This window comes from Lewinellaceae bacterium (genome assembly GCA_020636105.1).
Classification (GTDB): domain Bacteria; phylum Bacteroidota; class Bacteroidia; order Chitinophagales; family Saprospiraceae; genus BCD1.
Genome location: JACJYL010000001.1, coordinates 3,232,267 through 3,259,169, shown reverse-complemented (window position 1 = coordinate 3,259,169; position 26,903 = coordinate 3,232,267). Strand labels below are relative to the sequence as shown.

General features: G+C 42.5%; 18 protein-coding genes. 13 read left to right on the top strand and 5 right to left on the bottom strand.

The features are described 5' to 3' along the window. The first annotated feature begins 27 nt into the window (after window positions 1–27). From H6571_12355 to H6571_12345, 3 genes are all read left to right on the top strand, one after another. Complete coding sequence (locus tag H6571_12355; GenBank protein MCB9324521.1) at window positions 28–3,456, top strand: efflux RND transporter permease subunit; 3,429 nt, start codon at window positions 28–30, stop codon at window positions 3,454–3,456. A gap of 137 nt (window positions 3,457–3,593) precedes the next feature. Beyond that, complete coding sequence (locus tag H6571_12350) at window positions 3,594–3,836, top strand: hypothetical protein (protein MCB9324520.1); 243 nt, start codon at window positions 3,594–3,596, stop codon at window positions 3,834–3,836. A 2-nt stretch (window positions 3,837–3,838) separates the two neighbouring features. After that, the gene (locus H6571_12345) at window positions 3,839–4,240 is read left to right on the top strand and encodes a type II toxin-antitoxin system VapC family toxin (protein MCB9324519.1); all 402 of its coding nucleotides are present in this window, start codon (window positions 3,839–3,841) and stop codon (window positions 4,238–4,240) included. Between the two features lie 87 nt (window positions 4,241–4,327). Here the strand turns inward: H6571_12345 and H6571_12340 are convergent, their stop codons facing one another. Then, window positions 4,328–6,514, bottom strand: coding sequence for a hypothetical protein (locus tag H6571_12340; GenBank protein ID MCB9324518.1), 2,187 nt, complete (start codon window positions 6,512–6,514; stop codon window positions 4,328–4,330). A 177-nt stretch (window positions 6,515–6,691) separates the two neighbouring features. Here H6571_12340 and H6571_12335 point away from each other — a divergent pair, with 177 nt between their 5' ends. After that, window positions 6,692–8,188 carry a hypothetical protein gene (locus H6571_12335; GenBank protein MCB9324517.1) on the top strand — a complete coding sequence of 499 codons (1,497 nt, stop codon included), beginning with the start codon at window positions 6,692–6,694 and terminating at the stop codon, window positions 8,186–8,188. A gap of 43 nt (window positions 8,189–8,231) precedes the next feature. On the opposite strand, the gene H6571_12330 is transcribed toward H6571_12335, so the two are convergent. Further along, entirely contained in the window at window positions 8,232–10,826 is a 2,595-nt protein-coding gene (locus H6571_12330; GenBank protein ID MCB9324516.1) for a carbohydrate binding family 9 domain-containing protein, read from the bottom strand. Window positions 10,827–11,100: 274 nt separating this feature from the next. After that, complete coding sequence (locus tag H6571_12325) at window positions 11,101–11,928, bottom strand: segregation/condensation protein A (GenBank protein MCB9324515.1); 828 nt, start codon at window positions 11,926–11,928, stop codon at window positions 11,101–11,103. Between the two features lie 246 nt (window positions 11,929–12,174). On the opposite strand from H6571_12325, the gene H6571_12320 reads away from it, so the two are divergent. The 7 genes from H6571_12320 (at window position 12,175) to H6571_12290 (ending at window position 24,195) form a co-directional block, all read left to right on the top strand. Then, complete coding sequence (locus H6571_12320; protein ID MCB9324514.1) at window positions 12,175–12,894, top strand: SAM-dependent methyltransferase; 720 nt, start codon at window positions 12,175–12,177, stop codon at window positions 12,892–12,894. A 134-nt stretch (window positions 12,895–13,028) separates the two neighbouring features. Continuing rightward, window positions 13,029–14,744: a patatin-like phospholipase family protein gene (locus H6571_12315; protein MCB9324513.1), complete on the top strand. Its 1,716-nt coding sequence runs from the start codon at window positions 13,029–13,031 to the stop codon at window positions 14,742–14,744. 57 nt (window positions 14,745–14,801) lie between these two features. Continuing rightward, entirely contained in the window at window positions 14,802–17,045 is a 2,244-nt protein-coding gene (locus tag H6571_12310; GenBank protein MCB9324512.1) for a DUF4838 domain-containing protein, read from the top strand. A 505-nt stretch (window positions 17,046–17,550) separates the two neighbouring features. Next, window positions 17,551–20,787, top strand: a complete 3,237-nt coding sequence (locus tag H6571_12305) for a T9SS type A sorting domain-containing protein (protein ID MCB9324511.1) — start codon at window positions 17,551–17,553, stop codon at window positions 20,785–20,787. Between the two features lie 72 nt (window positions 20,788–20,859). Continuing rightward, complete coding sequence (locus H6571_12300) at window positions 20,860–22,383, top strand: T9SS type A sorting domain-containing protein (GenBank protein ID MCB9324510.1); 1,524 nt, start codon at window positions 20,860–20,862, stop codon at window positions 22,381–22,383. Between the two features lie 150 nt (window positions 22,384–22,533). Then, window positions 22,534–22,920: a T9SS type A sorting domain-containing protein gene (locus H6571_12295; protein ID MCB9324509.1), complete on the top strand. Its 387-nt coding sequence runs from the start codon at window positions 22,534–22,536 to the stop codon at window positions 22,918–22,920. A gap of 69 nt (window positions 22,921–22,989) precedes the next feature. Then, the gene (locus tag H6571_12290) at window positions 22,990–24,195 is read left to right on the top strand and encodes a hypothetical protein (GenBank protein MCB9324508.1); all 1,206 of its coding nucleotides are present in this window, start codon (window positions 22,990–22,992) and stop codon (window positions 24,193–24,195) included. A gap of 88 nt (window positions 24,196–24,283) precedes the next feature. Here the strand turns inward: H6571_12290 and H6571_12285 are convergent, their stop codons facing one another. After that, a complete protein-coding gene (locus tag H6571_12285; protein MCB9324507.1) occupies window positions 24,284–24,448 on the bottom strand; it encodes a hypothetical protein in 165 nt (54 codons plus the stop codon). A 193-nt stretch (window positions 24,449–24,641) separates the two neighbouring features. Further along, window positions 24,642–24,830: a hypothetical protein gene (locus tag H6571_12280; protein MCB9324506.1), complete on the bottom strand. Its 189-nt coding sequence runs from the start codon at window positions 24,828–24,830 to the stop codon at window positions 24,642–24,644. Between the two features lie 62 nt (window positions 24,831–24,892). Here H6571_12280 and H6571_12275 point away from each other — a divergent pair, with 62 nt between their 5' ends. Together H6571_12275 and H6571_12270 are read left to right on the top strand one after the other, a co-directional pair. Continuing rightward, a complete protein-coding gene (locus tag H6571_12275; GenBank protein MCB9324505.1) occupies window positions 24,893–25,423 on the top strand; it encodes a hypothetical protein in 531 nt (176 codons plus the stop codon). Window positions 25,424–25,471: 48 nt separating this feature from the next. After that, window positions 25,472–26,587, top strand: coding sequence for a hypothetical protein (locus H6571_12270; GenBank protein MCB9324504.1), 1,116 nt, complete (start codon window positions 25,472–25,474; stop codon window positions 26,585–26,587). Window positions 26,588–26,903: the final 316 nt, after the last annotated feature.

Here is a 26,903-nt window from a genome sequence, read left to right as displayed (position 1 = left end):
GGTTGAATACTTTATAAAATATTCAAAATGAATAAAATAACTGATAAAATAAAAGAAGGCCTGCGCCAGTTTGGACTGACCACACTGGCAGTGGATAATGCTACCAGCGTCTTCCTTATTACGGGTATGATTGTGATCTTTGGGCTGCGGGCCTACACGACCACGCCCAAAGAGTCTTTTCCCGAAATTTCCTTTCCTACCATTTTCGTGAATACGGTTTATTTCGGAAATTCGGCAGCCGATATCGAGAACCTGGTGACACGACCCATTGAAAAAGAATTGTCTCAAATTTCAGAAATAACGGATTTGACCTCTTCTTCGGTTCAGGATTTTTCGCTGATCGTTGTGGAATTTTCCACCGAAACGAATATTGATGAAGCTATCCGTAAGGTTAAGGATGCGGTGGATAAATCCAAGCAAAATCTTCCTACTGATTTGACCAAGGAGCCGGAGGTCATCGATGTGGATCTTTCGGAATTGCCCATCATGACCGTTAACCTTTCAGGGGATTTTACGAGCGATGAACTGAGAGGGTATGCCGAATTCCTGGAAGATGAAATCGAAGACATTAAAGAAATTGCCAGCGTTGACATAAAAGGGATACAGGATAGAGAGATGTCAATCGAAGTGGATATTCCCAAGATGGAATCCCTGGAGGTGTCTTTTGGAGATATTGAAAATGCTATTAAGTCGGAGAACTTGAATATGTCGGGCGGTGAGCTGGTGGTCAATGATTTCCGTCGCTCTATCCGGGTGGTGGGAGAAGTGAAATCTGCTGAAGAACTCGAAAATATTATCATCAAAAGTGAGAATCAGCTGCCCGTTTACCTGAAAGATATTGCTCAGGTGAAATTCGGTTATGAAGATCAAAAAAGTATTGCCAGGTCGGATAAATTGCCGGTCGTTTCCCTGGACGTGATTAAGGAAAAGGGAGAAAACCTGCTGGATGCTTCCGACAAGATCAAATCTACGGTTATGGCGGCCATGAAAACCGACTTGCCAGCAGACCTCAAAGTACAGTTTTTCAACGATCAGTCGGTTCAGATCCGCAATACGGTTTCCAACCTTGAGAACGGGATCATTTCCGGGGTGATACTGGTGGTATTGATATTGTTGTTCTTCCTGGGATTGCGTAATGCCATGTTTGTGGGAATGGCCATTCCTTTGTCTATGTTGCTGGGGATCATGGTTTTGAGTGCTATCGGTTATACCATGAATATGATTGTGCTGTTCTCCCTCATCCTCGCACTGGGTATGTTGGTGGATAATGCGATTGTGGTCGTTGAAAATATATATCGATATATGCAAAACGGCTATTCGCGGATCGACGCGGCGAAATACGGAACCAGCGAAGTTGCGGTGCCTATTATCGCGTCAACAGCCACCACTTTGGCTGCATTCGTGCCGTTGGCCTTCTGGCCTGGGCTGATGGGAGAGTTTATGGGATATATGCCCGTCACCCTCATTGTAGTGTTGACTTCCTCTCTTTTCGTGGCGCTTGTTGTGAATCCTGTGTTTACTTCCAGGTTTATGAAAATTGATGAAAAACAAACGCCTGAAGTCAAAAAAAGAAAACGTAAAAACAATCTCATTGGTGTGGCAGTTATGTTTGTCATCGCTATTTTAGCCCATTTTGGGGGGGTAATGTGGTTAAGAAATATTCTCGGGATTGTCATCCTGGTAACCTTGTCTAATATTTTCTTTCTCAGGAGTGCGGCCTTTTACTTCCAGGATAAATTGCTGCCGTTGCTTGAAAATGTCTATGACTGGTTCATCCGGTTTGCGTTGAAGGGGATCAATCCGACCCTGACGTTTGTGGGAACTTTTTTACTGATGATCTTCTCTTTTGTGTTGCTTGGGGTATTTCCACCAAAAGTAGAACTTTTTCCAAAGACGGATCCGCTATATGTCAATGCATTTGTGGAATTGCCGGAAGGAATGGATATAGAAGCTACGGATCAGTTGATGCGTGAAATCGAAGATAAAATTGAAGGGGTGATCGGACCTTATTATTCTATTGTGGAGGCGATGTTGGCCCAAATCGGAGAGAATACCTCGGACCCGAACGATGTGCCAACGTTTTCTGCAACACCAAACAAAGCAAGGCTTACCGTTGCTTTTGTTCCCGACCAGGAAAGGAAGGGGATTTCTACGGTCGAAGTAATGGATAAGATTCGTGAGGCGGTGAAGGGGTATCCGGGCGTTCAGATCATCGTGGATCAAAACCAGAACGGACCTCCAACGGGTAAGCCGATCAATATCGAATTGCAGGGTAATGATATCGATGGTTTGGCGACTTTGTCCGGGGATGTGATTGCTTACCTAAACAGCAAAAACGTGCCCGGGGTGGAAAAGCTCAAGGCTGATGTAAAAATAGGAAAGCCTGAACTTATCGTCAATATAGACAGGGAAGCAGCATCTCGTTACGGGGCTTCCACCTATGCCATTGCCAATGTGATCAGAACGGCTGTTTTTGGGAAGGAAATCTCCAAATTCAAATTGGGAGAAGATGATTATCCGATCCAGTTGAGGGTTTCAGAGAAATACAGAAACAACATCGATCAGATACTCAATCAAAAAATTACTTTCCGGAGCCCGTCTAACGGCCGGATCAGCCAGGTACCGATCTCTGCCGTAGCCAGTGTGAGTTATTCGTCCTCTTATAATTCCATCAACCGTAAAGAACAGGATCGATTGATTACGGTGTATTCCAATGTATTGGCTGATGCCAACCCTAACGAGGTGGTCGCGGAACTCAGGAGTTATATGGAAGAATATCCGATGCCAGCTGGGTTTAGTTATAAATTTACCGGTGAGCAGGAGGAAATGGCAGAAGAGATGAGCTTCCTGAGCGGAGCCCTGATGTTGGCGGTTTTTGGGATCTTCCTCATTATCGTGGCACAGTTTAACTCCATTATTTCGCCCTTTATCATCATGATGTCTGTGTTGTTTAGTACCATTGGTGTATTCCTCGGGTACATTACCACAGGAATGAATATCGGAATCGTCATGACCGGTGTAGGGATCATCTCTCTTGCGGGAATCGTGGTAAACAACGCCATCGTTTTAATTGATTACATCAACCTGGTGATCAAACGAAAGGCCCAGGAGCTCGGCCTTGAAGATTCCATGGATTTGAGCCTTGAAGACGTTAAACATGCCATTGTGGAAGGAGGTGCCACCCGACTTCGACCGGTATTGCTCACTGCGATTACAACCGTTTTGGGATTGATTCCTTTGGCGATCGGGTTTAACTTTAACTTCTTCACCTTCATCACGGACCTCGATCCTCAGTATTTTGTCGGTGGAGATAACGCCAAATTCTGGGGAACCATGGCCTGGACGGTGATCTACGGTCTCGTGTTTGCCACCTTCCTTACTTTGGTAGTGGTACCGGCCATGTACTGGCTGGCTTATCGCCTTAAGTTGGGGGTAAAACAGAAATTTAGCAGATAGACTTTTTGAATAGATATAAAAAAGCCGCTATGGATTAACTTTCATAGCGGCTTTTTTTGTCGGTTTTTTGAAAAGGAAAATTATTGACAAGGAACTTAACTAATTGTATCTTTGTTTGCAATACAGAATTATTGAAAATGGAAAATTTTATCATATCAAGGTATTGGCAAATGATAGAACCACTGGAAATAGAGGTTAAGCTAGAGCTTATTGCCAGACTTACAGAAAGTATTAAACATGGTTTTAAAAAATCTGATGAGGAAAAACGAAAACTTCTCGATGAATTGTTTGGCGCCTGGAATGATATAGATCAGGAATTGATCAATGACCTTTACAAAAGTCGGTCAATTTCTGATAAAGAAATTTCATTTGACAGTTAAATATGAGTAATTACCTGCTTGATACAGATATTTGTATTTTCTTTCTTAAAGGCCATCAAAAAGTTAAAGAAAAAATACAAGAGGTTGGAATCGCTAATTGTTATATTTCGGAGATTACTATTGGGGAGCTTTTTTATGGAGCCTTCAATAGCGAGCATAAGGAAAAACATATTAAAGAAGTTTCCAAAATGAATGCTCTATTTGATGTTGTTCCTATTTATAATTCTTTAGAATTATTTGGCCAGGAGAAAGCAAGATTGAAAAAAAGTGGAAAAATCATTCCTGATTTTGATTTGTTGATTGGCGTGGCTGCTGTACAACATGAAATGATCATGGTTACGAATAATCAAAAACATTTATCACGTTTTGAGGGGCTTGAAATTGAAAATTGGGTTGCCTTCTAAGTAGGAAATAAAACCAGGGGGTTACGCATCAAAAAAGCCGCTATGGATTAACTTTCATAGCGGCTTTTTTTGATGCATTCATATCAGCTACCTGTGGATAACAATGGGCTGGACAGCAAGACTACCCGCCTGGATGTAATAAAAACCATTGGGAAAAGAGGAAACATCCAAGTTGACGGAAATCCTGTTTGGGCCGGTAACCTGAACCTTTTCGGCAAAAACGACCTTTCCCTGCACATCCATAAGGGTCAAAGGGATCGATTGTCCGACAAAAAAAGAAGTATGCACCGCTTCGATCGTAACCCCCTGGGTTGCGGGAATTGGATAAGCTTGCCATTTTACGGCGCATGCCTCCTCTGAAATATCTTTAATATCAGTCAGGGTGAATCCCGTTGCATTGTAGAGACTTAAACCGAGATTGTAACTGAGCGCCCAAAGACTGTTTTGGCTGTCCATAAACAGGGTTCCTGTCGTTTGGTCGGGCAGCAGGGAATTTTCTGTCGAAATGAGGTCGATGCTTCCGTCATTGGCCAGATGAACAATGTCTTTATAGGAACCAAAATAGATGCCGGTTTCATTCTCGGTAATGAATCCGTTGTAATAAATATCGTCTGAATCGTCCTCCAGTTCCACCCAGGTCTCCCCATCCAGTCTGTAAACCTGATGTCCGTCGTTGTAATTGGTGACGATCCAGGGGGTGTTGTTTTTGTCAAAATAAATGCTCTGAACCCTTGTGTATTCTGTCAGGATAATGGAGTTGACATTGATCTGGTCATACGAACCGTCCTGGTTGATGCGAAATAAGTGCCCTTCCGAATCAGCGACCCATACATTGTCGTTTTGATCCACCTCAATGTCGATCAGGTAGGTTTCCCAGGGAATGTCGCCGGCGTCGTAAACCGTCCAGGTATCCCCATCGAGTTTGGCGAGCATGCCTCCCGGAACCACCATCCATTTGCGGTCATTCTGGTCGATTTCCATTTTATAACAACTGGCGAACGGAACGGAGGGGTCGGTTTGACTGTTGAAGATCTCCCATTCGGCTCCGTCGAAATGGAACAGACCATAGGTGGTGCTGATCCACATTTCATTCTGACTGTCAAATACAATTCCGTACACCGAAATGTTGACGCTTACCTCCGGCAATTCAACAGTGCTCCAGCCCTGGATGTAGTCGTAGGACAAAATGTTGTTGTAATCGTTGATCATGAAAATGGTCCCGTTTTTGTCCTCGGTGATGAAACTAACTGTGTTGGTTCTCAATGGCGTATCTCCCAGTATACCGGAACGGATTTCCCCGGTTCTATTGGTATAAAAACCAGCCTTGCTGCTCGCCCACATATTATTTTCGTTGTCAAACAGCAGGCTCTGGATATCGATCCCGCCCTGGTCTGTAATATCGTTGGCGGTAACAGTCATGGACTCGTTTTCGTATTTGTAAATGCCGCCGTATTGGTAATAAAAATAAGGTTTGCCTTCCTGGTCGGAGGAAATTCCGTTAAGGAGGCTGTTTGGCAGTGAATCCTGGGGCAGGAAATGCCAGCCTTCGTTAACATCGTACCAGGCGATATGAAGACTAAAAGTGCTGTACCAAAGCTTTCCGCCGCCATAGCACAATCGTGGATCACCATAGGCGAAAAGATTGAAATCCCCATCCGAAAGGTTAGTGAACGCTCCTTCGCTGTAACGGTACAATTCAAAACTGGAAAAATACAGGTTATTGGCTTCATCGGTTTCAATGGCCCATACATCCTGGAAAGTATTATCGAGTTCCGGGGTGTTGTTGTAGTTGATGATCTCAAAGACTTCCCCATCGTATTTTACAACTCCGTAATTGGTTCCTATCCAGAGGTTGCCTTCCTGGTCCGCCTTCATACAATACAATCTTGGCATTTCATTGACCTGTAATTGTGATTCGTCAATGGGAATCTGAACCGTGGTCCAGTCGTCGCCTTCGATTTGTAAAAGGATGAGATCATAGGTGCCGATCCATTTGGTGTCCCCGATTTTTACGATGGCTTTCACATCCTCGGAAGGGATCCCGGAATTGTATTTGTTGTAAAAAGTTTGTTCCATGGTCTCTTTGTTGAGAACCACCAGTCCGTGTTCGGTTCCATACCACAGTTCATCACCGTCTTCCAGCACAGTATTCACTTTTTGGGTGGATTGAAAAAATTTCCAGTTTTCGGGATCGGCCAGTTGAGCAAATGAATTAAAGGTGCTCAAAACGGCTAAAAGTAGTAAAGTGTAATATTTCATACCTGTGAATTTCATAATTTTTATCATGGGGAAAGCGTGTTTTTGAATGAATAACGGTTCAAAAGTAAGCCCACGACAAAATTGTTCAAAATGAAAGATATTTTATTATTTTGTTTCTAAAATTAATTTTTTAACAAAAAATCCTTATTTTACAATAAATATGTCATTTATAAATTAAGTTTCTATTATCCAATGAAACCACCTTCTTCGTTTTTATTTGATCTGATAAAATCGCTGACGAAGTCCGAAAAGCGTTATTTGAAACTCGGACTGTCCGGCACACAGGCCGAACATGTAAAATTGTTTGATGCAATAGTCCGGCAGGAACATTATGACGAGGAGATTTTGAAGGCGGAATACGGTGGCAATGCTTTTGTTCAAAACCTGCCCGTATACAAAAACTACCTGTACCGGTTTATTTTAAATCGCCTGTCACAATACCATCAAAAAAGTGAGTCGGCGGAAATATTCGAAAAAGTAAGATTTGCGGAAATTCTCACCGAAAAAAAATTGACGCATCAGGCCAAAAGACAGTTGGCGGCAGCGGAGAAGCTGGCTGAAAAATACCAACTGCCGGGTATGTTGCTGCTTGTATCCAATGCCCAACAACTACTGCTCACCCAGAGTAGTCAATCTGTTTTTAAAGAAGTGCAACCGCTTTACAGGATACAAAAAGAAGCCCTGAAAGCACTGGAGGCGAGCAATGAATATAACCGATTATTCAGTGAAATATCCGACCTGCAGATCCGGATGCAAAAAGCAGGAAAACCGGAAGAGTTCAATACCCTGGAAGCCTGGCGGAATCACCCTCTTTTAAAAGAACCTCCCCAAAATCTGCCTGTCCAGAACAAAATTCTTTATTTTAAATCCATTGCCATTTATCACTTTACCCGCGATGAGCCATTGGAAGCGAGCCGTTACAATAAAAGAATACTGGATCTTTTGGAACAGGAAGTTGAGTTCAATAAGCGACACCCGGAGCAATACCTCAGCACGCTCAATAATTTTATCATCGACCAGCTGACCTTGAAAAATATTCCGGCATTTGAAGAAGGTCTGCGGCGCCTGGAGCAATTGCCGGACAATCCGGCTTTTGTCAAGGTGAAAAACATAAAAGCCCGGATATTCCACCAGCGGTACCTGTTGTTTTTTAATTATTGTTATTCTGACAGGGCCTACTCCAAAGCTATGGAGGTTATGGCGGATTTTCAGAAAGAGTTGCGTCAATTCGAAGGCCAGCTCAAACTGCATCAGCGATTTACGCTGGATTACCTGGCCGCTGTTTTGTGTTTTGGTGCCCGTCGTTTCAGGGAGGCCCAGGAATGGCTGTTGCCTATCCTACAGGAATCCAGGGAAGAGGTCGTGTTGGAAATATTCCGCTATGCGAGGATACTCAACCTGCTGATCCATTTTGAGCTGGAGCATTACGAATTCATCCACTCCCTTTTACCGGCTACGAGCAGGGCTATTGCCAAAAAGGGTGCAATTGTCCGCTCGGAGAGTATGTTATTGAGATTTCTCAGACGATCGCTGTCAGTTCCCGGACGAAAGGAAAAAGAACAGCTGGTCATAGAGCTCAGTAAGGAATTGTCTGACCTTCAGACACAGCCCGGGGAGCAGCGATTGTTTAACTATATCCCTGTTTTAGAGTGGCTGGAAGGTCATTCTAAAACAGGGTTCCATCATTAGGTTCGGCTCAAGTGTTTTTGTTAAAGGTCCTGAGATTTTACAGCTACTTCTTTCGCCACTGTTCTGCCCGGAACCGGTACGACAATTTCACCAGAAAAACGTCCCGGCCCCTGCTTTTGAACAGATCCCTTAAATCATTGCCCAGGTCAAAAGTACCATCGGATACATCATCTGTTTTGCCTTGAGACCATACGAGGAACAAAACCGACCCCGGAACATATTCCCATCTCAATACCATATTGGAACGGAATTGGCGGAAGTTAAAATCCGGTTTGTCGAAGAAGTAATGATAACTTCCGGGCTGCTCATTGATCTCGTACACTTCGTTATTTTCGTGAAAACTGATCTCATTATTAAAATAGGTGTGAAAGCGGTTGTCGGTCATTGTTGCACGTGGATCGGTAATGTACTTATAATCGTAATACTTGCCGCCGCTTACGAATGGCGAACCGTAGTACTGGATGCTCAGGTCAGGGGTGATGCTGTAATTGACCTCAATAGTGACGTTGAACGTTTTTTGGTCAATGGTGCCGAACAGGTAACGGTCCTCTTCCCCGGGAGTGGTATGATCTACGTATTGCAATTGATTTTGTGAAATGGAATACTCCGGCTGGATGCCGATGGAAAGGCTGTTGATCGGGCGATAACTGACCTCTCCGAAAACACCCGTATTTTTGGATAAGTTTTCGTCCTGCCAGTTGGTGTACAAACCTGCTTCCAAAACCAGTTTTTTCCTGGAGTTGGTATTCACACTCGCCCAGATGTTCCAGTTGCCGTTTTCTATGATGGATGGCCCTCCCCGCAAATTGGTATTGGAAACACCCTCGCCTTCGCGGTTGATGCCGAAGCCCAATGACCAGAAATTCTTGAATTGGGTATTAAAATTGATATTCCCGCCATTGAAAAGATTATTGGCGCCAAAATCAAAACCAGACCACTGGTTGGCATTGACGCCCATCCACCGGAATATGGAAAACGGCTTGTTGATCTGGTAACCTACCCAGAGAAACTGGAATACATTGTCACCGGATCGCATATACCCCACATCATTGAGCTCCAGGCCGGGTGAACGCCAGGTGGCATTGAATAAAAACCGCAGTCCGCTGTTGGTCAGCTTACCAACGAGGAAAGTTCCTCCATGCCCGGCAAGGGAAGTCCTTTCAGGATCATAAGTCAGGTAATCGGCATCGGGACGTTGATAAAAGCGCCGGGAGGATTCCTGCAGTTCCCGGATCGCCCATGGATCTCCCTTAACCTGGCTGGCGGCAAGGCTTGCAGAAATAAAATACGTCCGGTTTTTGAAATACTGGGTAAAGTCAATCCCTCCGGTGAGGGCCGATTTGGGCAAAAAAAGCAGATCTTCGTCCTGGATGTCCCGGTAGGTGGAAGTGACCATTCCTCCGATAAGGGTATTCCCTTTGTTGATGTCTTTCTGAACCCTCGCCACGAAATAGTTAGACAAGGGTTCCACGGATACTTCCCTGCGTTCGCCGTTGTTGTCAATGATGGCTTTTTCTCTGTTGGTCACACTTTCGATGACCCCGATGGACCATCCTTTTTGGGTTTTTCCTGTTAGTTTGAAAGCGCCAAGGATATTGGTGTTGTTAGGGTATTTTATAAATTCGTTGTCGGCCAGGTCGGGGTCACCATGGGGTGTTCTGCCAATACGGCGGGAGTAAAAAAGGTTATCCTGTGACCAGGGGCTGTCGCCGGGGGTGAGCTGGAAATGGGTGATGTTATTGCCCTCGATGAAAAAGGGGCGCCTTTCCCGGAAGAAGATCTCAAAAGCGGAGAGATTCACCTGGGAAGGGTCGGCTTCCACCTGCCCAAAGTCGGGATTGATGGTGAAGTCGAGGATCAGGTCATTGGTAATGCCGATTTTGCCATCCACACCAATATTTCCCTTCAGGTCCGTGCCGTCTTCAAAAGGGTTGCCTTCTTCAGGCTCATAAAATTCGGTGCTTCCCACCATAAAGGGGGCGATCTCTACCTGTTTCATGGGTTTGATGTTTTCAATGCCATCCATTTCACCATAACGGCTTACCCATCCGGCAGCATCTCTCGGAATGTGTTTCCATAAACTCCATTCGTCTTTGCGGAAGATATTTCTGCCTACTTCAAGCCCCCAGGTTTGTTGTTCCTTATCGCTGAAGCGGAGCTGGCTCAACGGGATCATCATTTCAGCGTTCCAGCCCTCAGCATGGATGCTGGTTTTGACCAGCCAGATAGGATCCCAGGTGTCATCGTAGTCGTCACCATTATCGTTGCGCACGAAGCCGTCGTTTTTTACCCCGGCGGCATTTACGGAGAAGGCAAAAGCGGTTCTTTTGTCGTAATAACTGTCGAAATGCACCACGACCATGTCTCCCTGTTCTTCATCACGGCGGGTGAGGCGGCTTTCGATCTTCCCCGGTTCTGTATCATAGGCTTTGATGGCGACGTAAATGTTTACATCGTCATAGAGAATGGCGAACTCCGTTTTTTGGGAGGGCGGCACTGCATTTTCGGGATCGTACTGGATGAAATCCCCTTCCCAGCTGGCATTTTGCCAGGCTTCGTCATCAAACATCCCGTTTATTTTGGGCGGTGAATCCGTTCTTTTGGTGGTATAGGTTTTGGCGTAGGAATCTTCGTTCATTCCATTTGAAGATTGTGCAAATAAAAAGGAACAGAACAATAAAAATACGATTGTTGTGAATAGTCGGGTAGGCATATTAATAAAATTTAGTCCAATAGTAGTAAGGCCAGCGGCAGGATGATTTTTATGTAATTTGATGGCGAAACAACTGGTTGTACGCTAAAACGACGAATTATTTATATCAAAGTTGCAATAATTGAGATAAATTAGGATTTTACGGCAAATAGTATTTTATCCGGACCGATGTTGGGCATTCAAGTAGGTTGGGGAGCTTTTAAGCATCCTGGTTGTCAGATTCCGGCACAGCGGTCTCGCCCTCCGGATTTTCCTTTGGTTCGGATACGGTTTCAGCATCAGGATCGGGTATCGATTCTATGAGCCAGAAGTTGTTGAAGCCTTCCCCCACGATCATGGAGACGGCCTCGGAATTCAATAATTCGAGCAGGGACAGGAAGGTGATGATGGCATGGATGCGGTTTCTACATGCCCCGAAAATGTTTTTAAAATTGGCTTTTTTTCCGTTTTTTACCTTAGAAAGAATCATCGTCTGTTGGTCCTCAATGGTATAGTCAAAGCGGATGATCTGGTGGACCGTTCTCGGGTGCGTGTCATCAAACCGTTGCACGACCCGCTCAAATGCTTTTAGTAATTTAAAGAGGTTGAGTGATTCCAGTTCAGAATCCACCAGCGCCTTCGTGGCGATGCTTTTGAGTTCCCTGGAGACGTTGCCTCTTATGGTTTGTTTGGAGCGGGCCTCTTCCAGTTGGCGCATTTCATCCAGTACGCTTTTGTAGCGTTTGTACTCCAGCAGCCTCATAATGAGTTCTTCCCTCGGGTCGATTTCGTTGCCCTCATCGTCCACTGGTTTGCGGGGGATCAGCATCTTGGCTTTGATCCGGCAAAGGGTGGCTGCAACGAGAATGAACTCACTGGCCAGGTCGATATTCATGCGTTCCATGTGGCGGATATACTCCAGGAAGTCATCCGTTACTTTGGCAATGGGAATATCCTGGATATCGAGCTCATCACGTTCGATAAAAAATAGCAGCAGGTCGAAGGGGCCTTCAAATTGCGGCAGCTTTATGGTATAGGAAGTATCCATTGAGGGCAAAGATAGATTTTATAAAATTTAAAATTTAAAATAATAAATTTAAAATTTAAAAGTAAGGGGGGGGAAGTGACCCTTGCGACCTTGCGAAACCCTTCGCGCTCCTTGCGTAAAAAAAATAAAATTTTGATCTATTCCTATTCTTCCGGATAAATTTCAAACCTCCGAATCAACAACAACAGAATTGAAAATTCCCCCCATTCTTATTACATTTACAGCAAAACAAAACATTGCTGCTCCATGAAAGGAAAGCTCTACCTTTTTCCTGTTCCTTTGGGCGAAGACGACAACGCCCTTCATACCATCCTGCCCTATGCCATGGAAATCATGCACCGGCTGGATTTTTTTATTGCAGAACGTGCCAGGACGGCACGCCGCTTTATCAAGCGTACCGGACCGCAACGACCCATCAGTGACCTGACGGTCTTTGAGCTCGATAAACACGATCCTGCCAAAGGACTTGCCGAATTTATGAAGCCTGCATTGGAAGGCAATGACATCGGGTTGCTCTCCGAGGCAGGCTGCCCCGGCGTGGCGGATCCCGGCGCACGGGTGGTGAAAATGGCACATGAAAAAGGCATCCAGGTGGTGCCGCTGGTAGGACCTTCTTCGCTTTTGCTGGCCCTCATGGCTTCGGGGATGAACGGTCAATCCTTTTGCTTCCACGGTTACCTGCCCAATAAAGGCAACGAACTATCCCGTGAGCTCAAACGGCTGGAAACGATATCCGCCAAGTTCAATCAAACCCAGCTGTTTATCGAAACACCTTACAGAAATGCGGCTATGATGGATGCTTTGCTTAATACGCTAGGGGCAGCGACCCACCTGGCCGTCGCGGTCAACCTGACCCTGCCGGAAGAACAGATCCTGTCGATGACCGTCGCCGAATGGCAAAAAATGAAATTGCCCGACTGGCATAAACAACCGGCTGTTTTTCTTCTGTACGCAGGAAAGTTGTAGGAGAAGGATATTTTATAGAGTTTTCTTATTTTTGAAAACAAAAGTTTATATTCACAAAGCGAGCCTCTCAAAAAAAACAAGCAGGATCATTCAGTTGGTTCGGCACCTAAATAAATTAATCAACCTGAACCCTGATGTCTGATCAAAAAATTTACAGCATTGGTTTAACCATGGCCGGAGCCGTTTCCGCGGGCGCTTATACTGCGGGCGTCCTCGATTATCTGCTGGAGGTGCTCGACAATTGGGAAAAAGCCAAAATCAATGGTGAAAAGGACGTGCCCGGCGATTACAAAGTGCAGATCGAGGTCATGAGCGGGGCCTCTGCCGGATCCATTGCGGCCGGATTGACAACATTTTCCCTGATGGAAATGGCTAACCCGAAAAACAAAGGAAATGATGACTGTCGAAATTTTATGCTTTATGATACCTGGGTAAACCAGATAGATGACGGGGAGGCGAATAATACCATAGAGAAGTTACTCGATGTTTCAGATATTTCCAGAGGTCAGCCTGTTAATTCCTTGTTCAATAGCCGGGTGATTGACCAAATTGCTCAAAAATCCGTTGACAAAACGCCTTCAGGAACAGCTTTCCCAGGATATGTAGGAAAGGATATGGATGTGATCATGACGGTAACCAACCTGAACGGGTTGGATTTTCATGTAGATTTTGAATCTTACCAGGGTACCATTCCTTCTCGTATGACCATGCACAATGGCTTTTTCCGTTTCAGGTTTGACACGAAGGACGAGGAGGCCAATGCTTCTTACCTGAACCTCGATCTGAGCAAAAGAATACACCGACAGGCATTCGCCAATTCGGCCAAGGCTTCTTCTGCATTCCCACTCGGCTTTAAAGCTCGTCGAATGACATTGAATAGCAAATTCGTTAAACAATATGCCAATTCGGTTTTTCCGGAAAAATTTCGATCAAATATTAAAGTGGATGATTCAGTGAACCAGGCCAGGACTTACGATTTTGTTGCGGTTGACGGTGGGATGGTCAATAATGAGCCCTTTGGATTTGCCTACCGAAACATTAAGGAAAAGCTGGCTCAAAGACCACCGGACAGTCAGAATGATTTTGCTATTTTGATGATCGATCCTTTTCCCAGTCCACCCGTTAAGCGCAGCGAACAGGACAACCGAACGGATCTGTTGAGCATCATTCCCAAGCTTATCGCTACACTGCAGAATCAGGTGCTTTTCCGGCAGGAAGACCTGTTGGATGCTTTGTCTGACATCAGTACCAGCCGTTTTTTAATTGATCCGGTCAGGTGGCAAAACGGAAAAATCGCCCGCCATCCTATTGCTTGTGGTGCTTTGGGAGGGATGGCCGGGTTTTTTGATAAAGCTTTCAGGCAGCACGATTTTGAGTTGGGCCGAAAAAATGCCCAGGAATTTTTGCACTATAATTTTGCTGAGCGCGAAGACATCAATCATTTTATCCACGATGGGTGGACAGAAGAGATGAAAAACAGGTTCAGGTTTTTCAAAAAAGACAAAAAGGGCAACCGGATTGCTTTCCTGCCCATCCTGCCCGATGTCAATTTGTTGAATGCCGAGCAAAAAATATTTAAAGTGCCTCCGAAACCCTTGCCGGAATTTCCCCGCTTTGATCCCGATAGATTTAACACCATCACGCCATTGATTAAAAAACGATTGAAAAAAATCATTGAGATATTGGTGCACAATCGGCTGAAAAAAGGTTTCGGCAACGGGGTTATTTTCCGCACGATTTTTTTTGTTTTCAGGTTCATCGGCCCACAAATTCTCGCAGGAAGAGTGACCAGGATCATAGAGGATGAGATCAGGAAGGAGTTTGTTGCCTATGGGCTTTTAGGTGAATAACAAGTTCTCTTTTTAAATTGATTTTATATACCATTGTCTGCCAAATAAACAATTATTATGAAACTTTTTAAAACCATCGCACTGGGGTTGTGCTGCGCTGTTGTTTTATTTAACTGCAAAAATAAAGAGGCAGCTCCGCTTCAAAAATATGTGATCCTGGTATCGGACCCCGGGGCATTTTCGGAGAATGAAGCAGGGAAGATTATAGTTGAATATTATAAAGCCATTACGGGATCGGACATCGAATTCAAGACAGTTGCCGGCCCGGAAGAAAAATCCATAAGCATTGGTCGTACCATGGTGCCGGCTGATCTTCAGTACAGGTTAGCCGATCTTCAGGAAGATGGGTTTATCATCGACATTGAAGATGGGAATGTGACCATCGCCGGGAACAATGCGAAAGCCGACCTTTACGGTGCCTGCACTTTTCTGGAAGATTACCTCGGTTGTGTCAAATTATCGAGTACGGAAGATTATATTCCCAAACAGAAAAGCCTGAGCCTTACTGACGGATTCAAAAAATACGAACCGGCCTTTGATTTCAGGAGAACCCTTTTTCCCGGTCAACATGACGAAAGGTACAGGGCCTGGTACAAACTCGAAGAACTCGACGACTGGGGCATGTTTGTACACACCTTCAATAAACTGATCTCTCCGGAAGTCTATTTTGAAAAACACCCGGAGTATTTTTCTCTGATCAGTGGTCGCAGACTGAAAGATGCCCAGTTGTGTCTGAGTAATCCCGAAGTCATCCAGGTGCTCATTCGCAACCTGGGGAAGGAAATAGCGATGCACCCTGAAAAAAAATACTGGTCCGTTTCCCAGAATGACGCCATCAACTATTGTGAATGCGATCAGTGTTTCGCTCTTTATGAAAAATACGGCTCTATCTCGGGGGCCTATATCCAAATGGCCAATGACATCGCAGCGGCATTTCCCGACAAGCAAATTTCTACCCTTGCTTACCAATTCACCCGATCGGCACCTGTAAACATCAAACCCCTGCCGAATGTGAATATCATGTTCTGCTCTATTGAATGCAACCGCTCCATGCCCCTTACGGAAGATAAAAGAAGTGCTGAATTTGTAAAAGATATGCGGGACTGGAGTGCCTTGACGGATAACATTTTCGTATGGGATTACGTCGTGCAGTTCAAAAATTACCTCACCCCGTTTCCGAATTTTCATGTATTGCAACCGAATATTCAGTTTTTCAAAGCCAATAAAGTTAATATGATGTTCCAGCAGGGGAGCAACAGCAACTGGTCTGACCTGGCAGAACTGAAACAGTACCTGATTGCGAAATTGTTATGGAACCCGGAGGCCGATGTGGCTGCGCTGGTAAATCATTTTATCGATCTCTATTATGGTCCGGCAGCAAAATATGTGCTCGGATATTATCACCTTATGGAGCAGGAAATCAAGGCCCATGCAGAAGAGGAATGGCTTGATATTTATGGGTTCCCCATGAACTATACCGATTCTTACCTGACACCTGAATTGCTCGAAAAATATAAATCATTCATGGATCAGGCCGAAGCCGCCGTGAAGAAAGATCCTCAATACCTGGAACGTGTACAAAGGACGAGACTCCCGGTGGACTTTGCCTATATCGATGTAGCCCTGAACGGCGGATTTAAAGACTTTTCCATCACAGAACAGACGGTTGAAGGCCTGGCAGCTCGTCCTGAAATGATGACCTTATTGAATAAAATCGTCACCAATTCTCAAAAACAGGACAACATCCGGATCAATGAACGCAACTTCACCACGGCGGCTTATAAGGAATATGTGTTGAATAAATTACAGCGCATGACGATCCGTAATCTTCTCGATGGAGCTACCCTGGAACTAAAAACGCCATTCAGCGAAATTTACCCCGTAGGAGGAGCAAAAGCCTTGAATGACGGCCGTCTCGGCGACCTGGATTTTCACAACAACTGGCTGGGTTTTGAAGGGAATGACATGGTGCTGGAGATGGATATGGGCGAAGAAAAGACTTTCTCGAGGGTGTATATGAATTTTTTGAAGGACGTCAATTCCTGGGTATTCCTGCCCGTCAATGTAGTGGTAGAAGTTTCCGATGATGGGAAAACCTACCGCCCTGTAGCGAACATAAAAGGCGACACGGAAGATCAAAACTACCTGGTCAGGAGCATTCCTTTTGATTTTAGTTTTGGCAAGGAAACCGCACGCTACCTCAGGATCACGGCCGAGTCATTGAAAACATGCCCCGACTGGCATCGCGGGTTCGGCAAGCCTTCGTGGATTTTTGTGGATGAAATTGTTTTGACGGAGTAAGCGTAAGTTTTGTTCGGTATTTTGGATGTATTGTGTTGAATTTCAGAAAAAAGGAACTGAAAATTTCCACATTTCGGTTTTTTTTTTTTTACATTTGAAAAAAGGAACAAATTTTATTATTTAAATTAAATTTTTTTCGAAATTTTCTCAAAGCAGAGCATACCAAAAAAATCAAAGGAAACTTTATAACCATTCTAACGAACCTTATAAAGGTTTTCTTTCCAAATACAAGAAGTGCATAAAAAAGGCAGGTAAATTTATTCATAACCTTTAAGGAGTATGATGCGCTGTGCATTGTCTTACTATATGGGGGTTACACAAATAACCGAACTACTTAAGGGATATTTTTTACACAGTACAGCAGATAATTTAAGCACTGACATCACCGCAAAATCCGCCTCCTTTAGGCGGTAAATGACTTGTTTATTTAAATGAAAAATCGGGGAAAGAGCTGGCACTCTTTACCCCGAAGTGAATTAGTTAAAAACTTAAAACTTTTAAAATTATGAAAAAATTGGCAATTTCCGCTAATCGACCTCTGCTTTCGGTTTTTAAACATGTTTTGTTCTTCATTTTGCTTTTCTCTGGTAGATTCATAAACGCTCAGGAACCTGAGCCGGCTACTCAAATCCCTTCAGAAGAAATGGAGTGTTTTACGCAAGACCCGACTCAGGACCCAAAACAGGTTCCTTGCAATGATTTGATTTTTAATCTTCCTGAGGTCGGCTGTGATGACTTTTCGAAGTACGCCCCGATTGTTCCGGAATACACTCCTTTGAGAAATGTTCGCCTGGTTGTTCATGTAATTCAGCGGGATGCCGGATTACCTGCCAGAAATTTTCAAAATACACCGGAGCACATTGCCATAATAGATGAAGTAATTGAACAACTAAACTGGATGTATTCTGAATTGATCCCGCTGTCCCAACAAGTAGGCGGGTGTCCGTCAGATCTGGTTGTTGATTCACGTGTCAGGTTTATCAGGGATTCTCCTGTTTTATTTCACCAGGACAGTGATTTTTGGGATCAGGCAACTGCTCAAAACTGTAACGTGTACGATTTTTGGGTAACCCATAATCCTGATGGTGATTTCCCGCCAGGCTCTGAATTGATAGATAATGCCATTCACCTTTTCATTGAAGGGGTAACATTTAACCAGAATGTTGAAATTCATAAATTCAGAGGGTATTCAGCTGGAATACCGGTAGATGAAGAGAAATTTGTGGTTATTTCCAATGTTTTTTACAGCTATTTTGAAGCGCCGGATCCTGACCCGCTTTATGCGTTGGGAGAAAGCACAAAACTGCTGGCACACGAATTGGGTCATGCATTGGGATTATTCCATCATACTCAGGATAATGGTCATTGCTGTGATACCTGGAATTTTGGGAATACCAACAATATGATGGATGGATGGCCTGATTACACAAGAGCTTTATCCCGTTGTCAATTAGCAAGAATAAATTATTTCCTGGAAGGAAAATGTGGAGCCAACGGAGATTGTACAGATCTTTATAAAGCAGTAATCACTGACTATTGTAACAAGGATGAAAGTTATGATATTATTATCACAAATGATGCCGGAATAAATGGTGACGGTCAGGTGGTCTGGGATGTAGATAAAAAACTGACTACTGACGTCATTGTAAAAACAGGGGCCCAATTGACGATAAGATGCAGAATAGGTCTGCCTACGGATGCCAATATTATTGTGGAACGGGGAGCCCGACTTTTTGTCGATGGCGGTACCATCACCCACAATAAAACCATGTGGGATAAATGTGACGAAGGCCAATGGGGAAGAATTTATGTTATGGGCAACGATGCTGATCTTCATTACCCGGGGATGGAGAGTGAAACTTACCCCTTGTTTCCGAATGGCCCGGGGTTTGTAATTTTAAAAGAAGCTACCCTTGAATACGCCCGCCATGCCATATCCACCCGCTCGCCCTGGACGGATAATTACGCCTATCACGGCGGGTTTGTTTATGCCGAAAAATCATATTTTTACAACAACTACCGCAGCGCCGAATTCAGAAAATACGATTTTCAAAATTACAGCGCTTTTATTGGCTGTACTTTTGAAAACGATGATGGAACGGCCAACTATGGTATTTCCAACTGGGCAACCAAAGGTATTCGTGTGCATGATTGTGCCTTCAAAAGACTGAACAAATACGGGGTATTGACTTTTAATGCGAGTATGGATATTACCGGTAGCGATTTTTCAGGTATTGAACATGCCATAGATTGCTCCAATACACTTGGCGAGACTCATTCTGTAAATATCGGCCATGAAAACGATCCTGCTTTAAGAAATGAATTCTCCAACAATATAGTAGGCGTGTATGGATCAACCATAAACAGAATATTTGTTCTGGGAAATGTATTTCTTGACAATGTTTTTGGGGTTTGTGTTAATGGACTAAGTGGTTATGCAATAACAAATAATAAATTTTTCAACTCTTCGGCAGCTATCGATCTGGAACAAACAGGCGGAATTTTGTTCGATAAATCTATTGATTGTAATATTTATGGGGATGACTTCTTTGGCATCAACGCCCGGGGAGATAATACCAATATGTTTTTTACCCGACAGGAATTTGACAATACCTATGATGTGCATTATTCGAATTTCTTTGGAATATCCGGCAGTTTTTCTGATCAGCAATCTTCCAATCAGTTGTTACCGGCTGTATGGAATTATTTCACCCAGGCCGGTTTTAATATATTTCATATCAATTCGACCGGAAATACTGATTTTTTTAAATATCACCACCCAGATCCAAGCATTGACCCTGATCCAAGCATTATTCCCAAATGTGATATCAACAGCACCTGCAATGTCGCTAATAATTTTGAGAATCAATCAGATCAAGGAGAATCTTCAGCGTGCGGAAATACCCAATTACCCCCGGGCGGTCCGATCACCAAAGAAAGGTTACTGGAAATAAAAACTCAAATAGCAGCATTGCAAGGTGTGCCTGGAAGTGAGGAAATCCTTGCAACTATGGAAGCGGAAAAGGATCGGGTTTTTTGGGGACTGGTTCATCAATACCAGGAACAGGGAGATCACGCGGAAGTGGAAAGTTTACTGGTTTCCGAAGAAAATATTGATACCAAACGATATTTGATCGGGTTTAAACAGGAAACCGGGGCACTGACCGAAGCCGGAACTTTGATCGCCAATTATCCTTTACAAAACAGCAATGATAACGCTTTTGTGACCATTGCATTACTGAACCTCGACCGAAAAATCCAGGAAGGCGATTATGTTTTAACGGAAACGGACGAAGAAAAACTACGTACTATCGCTGATGGAGAAACACCGGAATCTTTTTATGCCAAAGGTCTGTTGACATTTTTAAAAGGAGAATTGTTCAACCCGGAACTGCCTGATTTTACCCAAAATATGAGCATGCCGGTAAACGGGCCTAAAGCATTAATGAGAGAAAATAATGTTGAAAGAATTTCTTCCTCTTCCCAATCTGAATTCCAGGAACTGAGGATTTATCCCAACCCGGCCCGGGAAACCATCACTTTTGATTGGCAACCAGCCGACAATGAGAGAGGTTTTGTATTGACAGTCTATAACGGATGGGGAAAATTGGTTTATAGTATCCCTAATCCGCATACTCCGGTTACCCTTGACACAAGAAAACTTGGAAAAGGCTTGTTTGTCGCCGTTTTGGAACAATATAACAAACAAATACAAAGTCGAAAATTCATTATAGTGGAATAGAAAAACAATGGTACTCCTTTGATTTTTCAAGGGAGTACCTATTTATAAAAGGTGATTAAAAATCCGGATATCATGTTTAAGAATATACTTTTTGTTGTTTTATTTTTTTCTTTAACATTTTTGAGTGCCCAAACTCCAATCTGGCAACAATCCTATGAATTGGAACCGGGGTTAGAAAATGATGATGATTCAAGGGGTGTTATTTCTGACAGTACCGGGATATATCTGATAACCCAAACCTGGTGTGAAGAAAGTCCTTGTGTCGGAATCATAAAACTCAATCCAGAGGATGGAGAGGTGATTTTCAGAAAAAAGTACACCTATATTCCTCCCGTAACGTCAATGTTTTCGGGAGTCGAAAGATGTTTAATAAAAACGATGGATGGAAACTATCTGCTGGCAGGCATTCTTTATATCGATTATGAACAATCCCTTTTTTTATTAAAATTTGATACCAACGGTGATAGTATATGGTTTAAAAGCTATGTAGGAGAATCAAAAGATGTACCAAATGCCATTATTGAATCTCCTGAAGGAGATCTTTTTTTGCATAGCGACGGTTTTAATAACGATGGCATTACAGAAATTGACATTACCAAATTGGATAGTGAGGGCAATATTATTTGGGAAAAACAGCATGACTTTTCTGATATTATGTTTAATCCTGCTCATGGTGGTATAGCCTTAACCGAAGACCAGGAAATCATGTTATATTTTTCAGGGTATGCTATTGAGCCTACAGATAACAGCCGTTATGCCCACCTCGCCAAGTTTGATGAGGAGGGAAACTTATTATGGGTGGACCGCCTTTATCAGGAACAATTCCTTTATGGTGAAGTACTCAAAAGGTTACCGGACGGAAATTTTGCCGGCTCCGTAATGATAGACTCTTTCATTGCAGAGCCAATTGCTATTAACAACCTGCCCATGATCACCAAATTTGATAATGATGGCAATATTCTGTGGGAGTTTATTCCACCGAGCATTGGACGTCAATATCTGTTATCGATGTCCGTAACCGGAGATGGTAGTATCCTTGCCTATGGACAAATGTGGAATCCCGAAAATTTTCCTGAAAATTACCAGGGCTGGATTGCCAAAATATCATCAGACGGGGAATTGCTCTGGCAGCGTGGATATTTTCTCGATGAAATGCCTGCTGCCTTTTTTAAGTTTCGGGACGTGGATGAATGTCCGGATGGCAGCCTGGTAGCAGTTGGCACTACTGAAATTGTGGAAACGTCCAATTACAATGCCTGGGTAGTAAAATTAGATAGTGAAGGTTGTTTTGATGCGGATGATTGCACCGGATATAACAATCTTATTGTCGGGACAGAAGAAATTACTTTACCGGAATCTGATAATATCATCCTCGCGCCAAACCCCACCTCCGACAAACAATTCCACCTCCTCGCAGAAACCCTGCCGCCCAATGCTGAAATCCGCCTGTACAGCTCCCTGGGGCAACTGCTGTTTACAGAAAAATGGATCCAAAGTGAGCAGGTATTTTCACTACCAAATGGAGGTTTGTTTTATGTGGTGGTCTTTTCAGAGGGCAGGCAAGTGGCGGTACGGAAGGTGGTGGCGGTGGAGTAGGCTCAAATCAGTCCACCAACCTTTACTACATTACTGAACCTCGACCGAAAAATCCAGGAAGGCGATTATGTTTTAACGGAAACGGACGAAGAAAAACTACGTACTATCGCTGATGGAGAAACACCGGAATCTTTTTATGCCAAAGGTCTGTTGACATTTTTAAAAGGAGAATTGTTCAACCCGGAACTGCCTTTATTTACCCAGGCCATGAGCATGCCGGTAAACGGACCTAATGCAAGACTCCAGCAAGAAGCTGTCGGGCGAGAAAAACTTCAACAGACGGAGGTTACCTATGATTTTTTCATTTTTCCCAATCCTGCCCGTGGAATAATAACCATTGAATGGCCGGTAGCCGACAATGGGGGCAATACCCGCCTGACAGTTTACAATGGATTGGGTAAATTGGTTTATTTAAAAAACAACCCGACGAACCCTTTAACGCTCAATACGGATAAGTTAGGAAAAGGTTTGTTTGTTGCTGTATTGGAACAGCCAAATAAACAAATTCAAAGTCAGAAATTCATTATTCTTGAATAAAACAATAAATATGCTCCTCTGAATAAACCAGAGGAGCATACCTTTTTTACTTATAAAAATCGGCATGCCATGATTAAATATATTCTCTTTATTGTTTTGCTTTTTTCTTCTCTGCATTTATATGCCCAGACCATTACCTGGCAACAATCTTACGAGTTGATTCCCGGAGCAGAAAATGATGATGAATCTAGGGGTATTTTGGTTGATAGTACCGGAATTTATCTAGTTACAAGATCGTATTGTGGAGATAATAATAATAAGCCATGCGTGGGTATTATCAAGTTAGAAGCCGAAAGTGGAGACGTGATTTTTAAAAAAAATTACACTTATATCCCTCCAACCGATCCATTATTTGCCGGGAACAGTCGGTGTTTAATAAAATCATTGGATAATAATTTTTTATTGGCAGGAACGCTATATCTTGGTAACGATCAGTCTACTTTTATAATGAAATTTGATCAAAACGGAGATAGTCTTTGGTTCAAAACCTATCAGGGAGAGGGTTTGAAACTGGCCCAAGCATTAATTGAATCACTTGAGGGTGATTTATTTTTTTATAGTGGGGGTATTGGTTCGCAGAATAATTCATTAGCGGGAATTACCAAACTGGACAATGAAGGCAACATTATCTGGACACAACAACACGATTTTACGGATGTGATGTTTAATCCCACAGGCGGGTGTATAGCCTTAACCGAAGACCAGGAAATTTTGTTATATTTTTCAGGGTATGCTATTGAGCCTACAGATAACAGCCGTTATGCCCACCTCGCCAAGTTTGACCAAATGGGTAATTTGCTGTGGGTGGATCGATTATACCGGGAAGACTTTTATTATGGACAAGCGGCACCAAAAAAATACCGCGACTTACCCCCTCTGGTAGCCATGCAAATGCTGCTGCAACACCAATTACCTCCGTACTTCCAAAAAGTAAGGCACTATGGGCTGCACTCAGCTGTGAGTTATCAAAAAATTAAAGATCAAATCCCTGATCAACTTAAACGAAATGGCCAGACGGTCAGGACAGTCATCCAAATACTAAAGATTTTACTCGACACAAAACCTTATGAGTGCGAACACTGTGGAGGAACCGACTTTGAAATCGATCCCATCCAATCAGATGGCACGTATCTGGTGCGACACATCCTGCATAAGGAACGAGGTCCACCGTCAGGCCAGGCAGACACAACAGCAAACCTTGTAATGCTTTATCCAAAAGCGATGAAGCCATGTACTGCTATGTCCAAAAATAATGAAATAGCCTCAAAAATGTAAATTCTTTGACCGCTCTTTGTTTATAAAGCGATTTTACGCAATAAGCAGTAGCCCTTTTGTCGCAAATAATGTAAATTAGGGCAAGATTTTAAAAAATCAGATCAAAGGAGTTCCCTATAAGATCATTTTCCAGTAGCCTGGCAACGGGTTCGCCTGAAGGCAGGTCCAACTGAAATCGGAGATTCGACAAAGTCAAATGTCTACGCAGGAGGTTGTGTCGGGAAGCCGAAGTGTTGGGGAGAAGCGTAGACATTCCTTTGAGTTATCGGTGATTTTAAAAATTGAAAGAGGACGATGCCAGGTTTTGCTCTGAAAAAAGAGAGATGCTCACTTGGAACATCGTTGGGTCCGGGATTTGAGTAAAGAGTATTGCAACGTGTGAATTTATATGATCGGGAAGCCTGGAGATGACAAGCGGGATCTGGAAATTTTGTGTGGGTTCACGGTTAAGGGTTATGAGTGTGAGAAAACCCCGATAACATTGGCCATAAGACAATGGCTTTGGAAATATATAATTTGAAAATAAAATCATCACTGGCAAGGGTGTCTGGACCGGGAAGGAAAATCGTTCTGAGGCCGCCACTGCTCATGTCCCCGGCCGTTAGGCCATATAATGAATTGATTACATCTTTCATTCTATCATATTAGATATTACCTTATACATGTCGTCACATCTTTAAAGTTAACAAAAAAGCAAATGGAATTAAATAAAGAAGAAGTCACCGGAATTTGTGAAGAAATTGAATTGCAGTGGGGATACCATTTACTCACAAGAGCTGTTTTTTATTCAAAATTTCCAGAGAAAGATGAATATACAAGTCCTGATTTTTATCAAGATCGGGGTATAAAATTTCATGTTTCTTTACCTGAAAATAAAAGTGAGTTATTCAATACAGCATCCCAAGGAATTCAAATGTGGTTGAATCAAAATTATGTAATTAGGCTTTTTGGAATTCTAAATAAAAAAAAGTTACTGAAATATGGGAAAGAAAACAAGATTGACATAATTGTATTGATTGATCTTTTAAGAAATGAAATAGGCGCACATCAAAGTGGAAGAAGGGTTCGAGATAGAGGAAAACTCAAGAAAGCCACCAAATTAATTAATGAATTATTTGATCAAGAACTAGATATTGAAGATGTAGGAAATTATTTATTAGCGGTTGATAATGTTTTAGAACCAATGAAAAATAAAGTGACTAAATTTATTAAGGAATTTGAAAAATAGAAACATGGCCTAACATTGGCTATATGCAATGGCTTCAAAAACTGCAAATTGAAAATAAAATTATCACTGGCAATAGTATCAAAGATGGGTAGAGAAATCGCTTTAGGCCGCCTCTGCTCATACACGAGACCGTTCCACACAAGCAAAAAAGAAAAAATGAAGACTACATTTCAATTGATAATTTTTCTGTTTATAATCTCAAATCCAATCTTTGGACAATTGGAATGTAATTTCAATATCATTTCGGAAATTCACACAGAAGAAGAAATGTTTTTTGTAGAAACAATATTTGGAGATGGAGAAAAGAAAAAATATCGGAATCGTATAATTAGTAAAACTAAAGAAAAGGAAAAATTGAAATTATCTATTGGAGTTAAATCAATGGAAAAAGGTAAATTATTTTGTGAATCTGAAATTTCAAATGACACCTTAAAATTACAATTTAGAGTTAAAGGAAAAGTAATTGATGAAAGAGGAGAATTAGTGGAAATTGGAGCTTCAAAATATCGAGAAGTTGAAATTGAAATCAACAACTTAAATGTTATACCCGAAGTTATTCTTTTGAATGGGGAAGAAATAGAAGAAACAAAAGAGTTGTATTTAACCTTTCCAATTCAGTTTGAGATAGTAGACGGAGATACCATAAATAGAAAAGATAAATTTGGACAAAGACAGGGAAAGTGGGTAGTTAAGATGTATAGTACAATTACAGAAAGTTTTTACAAGGATAGCAAATTAATTGAAGCGACAATGACAAAATTCTATGCTTCGAATAATATAGAATCCGAATATTTCTACAATCCTACTTCAAAAGTTGGTGATGTCTATTTTAGAAATTACTTCGAAACAGGTGAAATTCAAGAAGAGAATTACCAAATTAAAGAAACAGGAATTTTTAAGAAAAAGTGGGGTTCAAACGGCGTAATTATTCAAGAGAATTTTTACAATGGCGAACAAATCGAAATGAAACAATACGATAAAAATGGGAAAATAGATTGTAAATGCAAAACTGATGTTGGAGCTGAATCTTTCAAAGGAATGATAATTTGTTGGACAACAAATGAATTTAAAATTCCTTGTATTTTCTATGATGATAATGGAAAAGAAATTACTAAAGGAGAAAAACAATTTAAATTGAATTACGAGATTAATCCAAGAAAATAAAAAGCCTGTGTGGAATATTAAAGGCTGAAATCACTGGTGCCAACCGTGATTTCGGACTCCCGACCTATCGGTTTCCCACCGACACTTTGTGTACGGTGCAGGCCTATGGCGGGACAGCTCCAACTGAAATCGGAGATTCGACAATGTCAAATGTCTACGCAGGAGATTATGCCGAAAATGAAAACGTTTGAAAGAGACTGGAATACCAGCTTATGGAAACAGATGACTAAAGATGAACTTCCTGATTTTAAAAACACCTGGCGAAAATCGTCAGGACACTTTAAAGAACTCTTGAGACTGTTAGAAAACTGATTCA

What these genes read in the sequence shown, in the direction of transcription:
- H6571_12280 (MCB9324506.1), bottom strand. Translation starts at nt 24,830, where the DNA reads ATGAAAGATGTAATCAATTCATTATATGGCCTAACGGCCGGGGACATG.
- H6571_12335 (MCB9324517.1), top strand. Translation starts at nt 6,692, where the DNA reads ATGAAACCACCTTCTTCGTTTTTATTTGATCTGATAAAATCGCTGACG.
- H6571_12290 (MCB9324508.1), top strand. Translation starts at nt 22,990, where the DNA reads ATGATTAAATATATTCTCTTTATTGTTTTGCTTTTTTCTTCTCTGCAT.
- H6571_12330 (MCB9324516.1), bottom strand. Translation starts at nt 10,826, where the DNA reads ATGAACGAAGATTCCTACGCCAAAACCTATACCACCAAAAGAACGGAT.
- H6571_12310 (MCB9324512.1), top strand. Translation starts at nt 14,802, where the DNA reads ATGAAACTTTTTAAAACCATCGCACTGGGGTTGTGCTGCGCTGTTGTT.
- H6571_12345 (MCB9324519.1), top strand. Translation starts at nt 3,839, where the DNA reads ATGAGTAATTACCTGCTTGATACAGATATTTGTATTTTCTTTCTTAAA.
- H6571_12325 (MCB9324515.1), bottom strand. Translation starts at nt 11,928, where the DNA reads ATGGATACTTCCTATACCATAAAGCTGCCGCAATTTGAAGGCCCCTTC.
- H6571_12340 (MCB9324518.1), bottom strand. Translation starts at nt 6,514, where the DNA reads ATGAAATTCACAGGTATGAAATATTACACTTTACTACTTTTAGCCGTT.
- H6571_12350 (MCB9324520.1), top strand. Translation starts at nt 3,594, where the DNA reads ATGGAAAATTTTATCATATCAAGGTATTGGCAAATGATAGAACCACTG.
- H6571_12275 (MCB9324505.1), top strand. Translation starts at nt 24,893, where the DNA reads ATGGAATTAAATAAAGAAGAAGTCACCGGAATTTGTGAAGAAATTGAA.
- H6571_12305 (MCB9324511.1), top strand. Translation starts at nt 17,551, where the DNA reads ATGAAAAAATTGGCAATTTCCGCTAATCGACCTCTGCTTTCGGTTTTT.
- H6571_12315 (MCB9324513.1), top strand. Translation starts at nt 13,029, where the DNA reads ATGTCTGATCAAAAAATTTACAGCATTGGTTTAACCATGGCCGGAGCC.
- H6571_12355 (MCB9324521.1), top strand. Translation starts at nt 28, where the DNA reads ATGAATAAAATAACTGATAAAATAAAAGAAGGCCTGCGCCAGTTTGGA.
- H6571_12300 (MCB9324510.1), top strand. Translation starts at nt 20,860, where the DNA reads ATGTTTAAGAATATACTTTTTGTTGTTTTATTTTTTTCTTTAACATTT.
- H6571_12285 (MCB9324507.1), bottom strand. Translation starts at nt 24,448, where the DNA reads ATGTCTACGCTTCTCCCCAACACTTCGGCTTCCCGACACAACCTCCTG.
- H6571_12320 (MCB9324514.1), top strand. Translation starts at nt 12,175, where the DNA reads ATGAAAGGAAAGCTCTACCTTTTTCCTGTTCCTTTGGGCGAAGACGAC.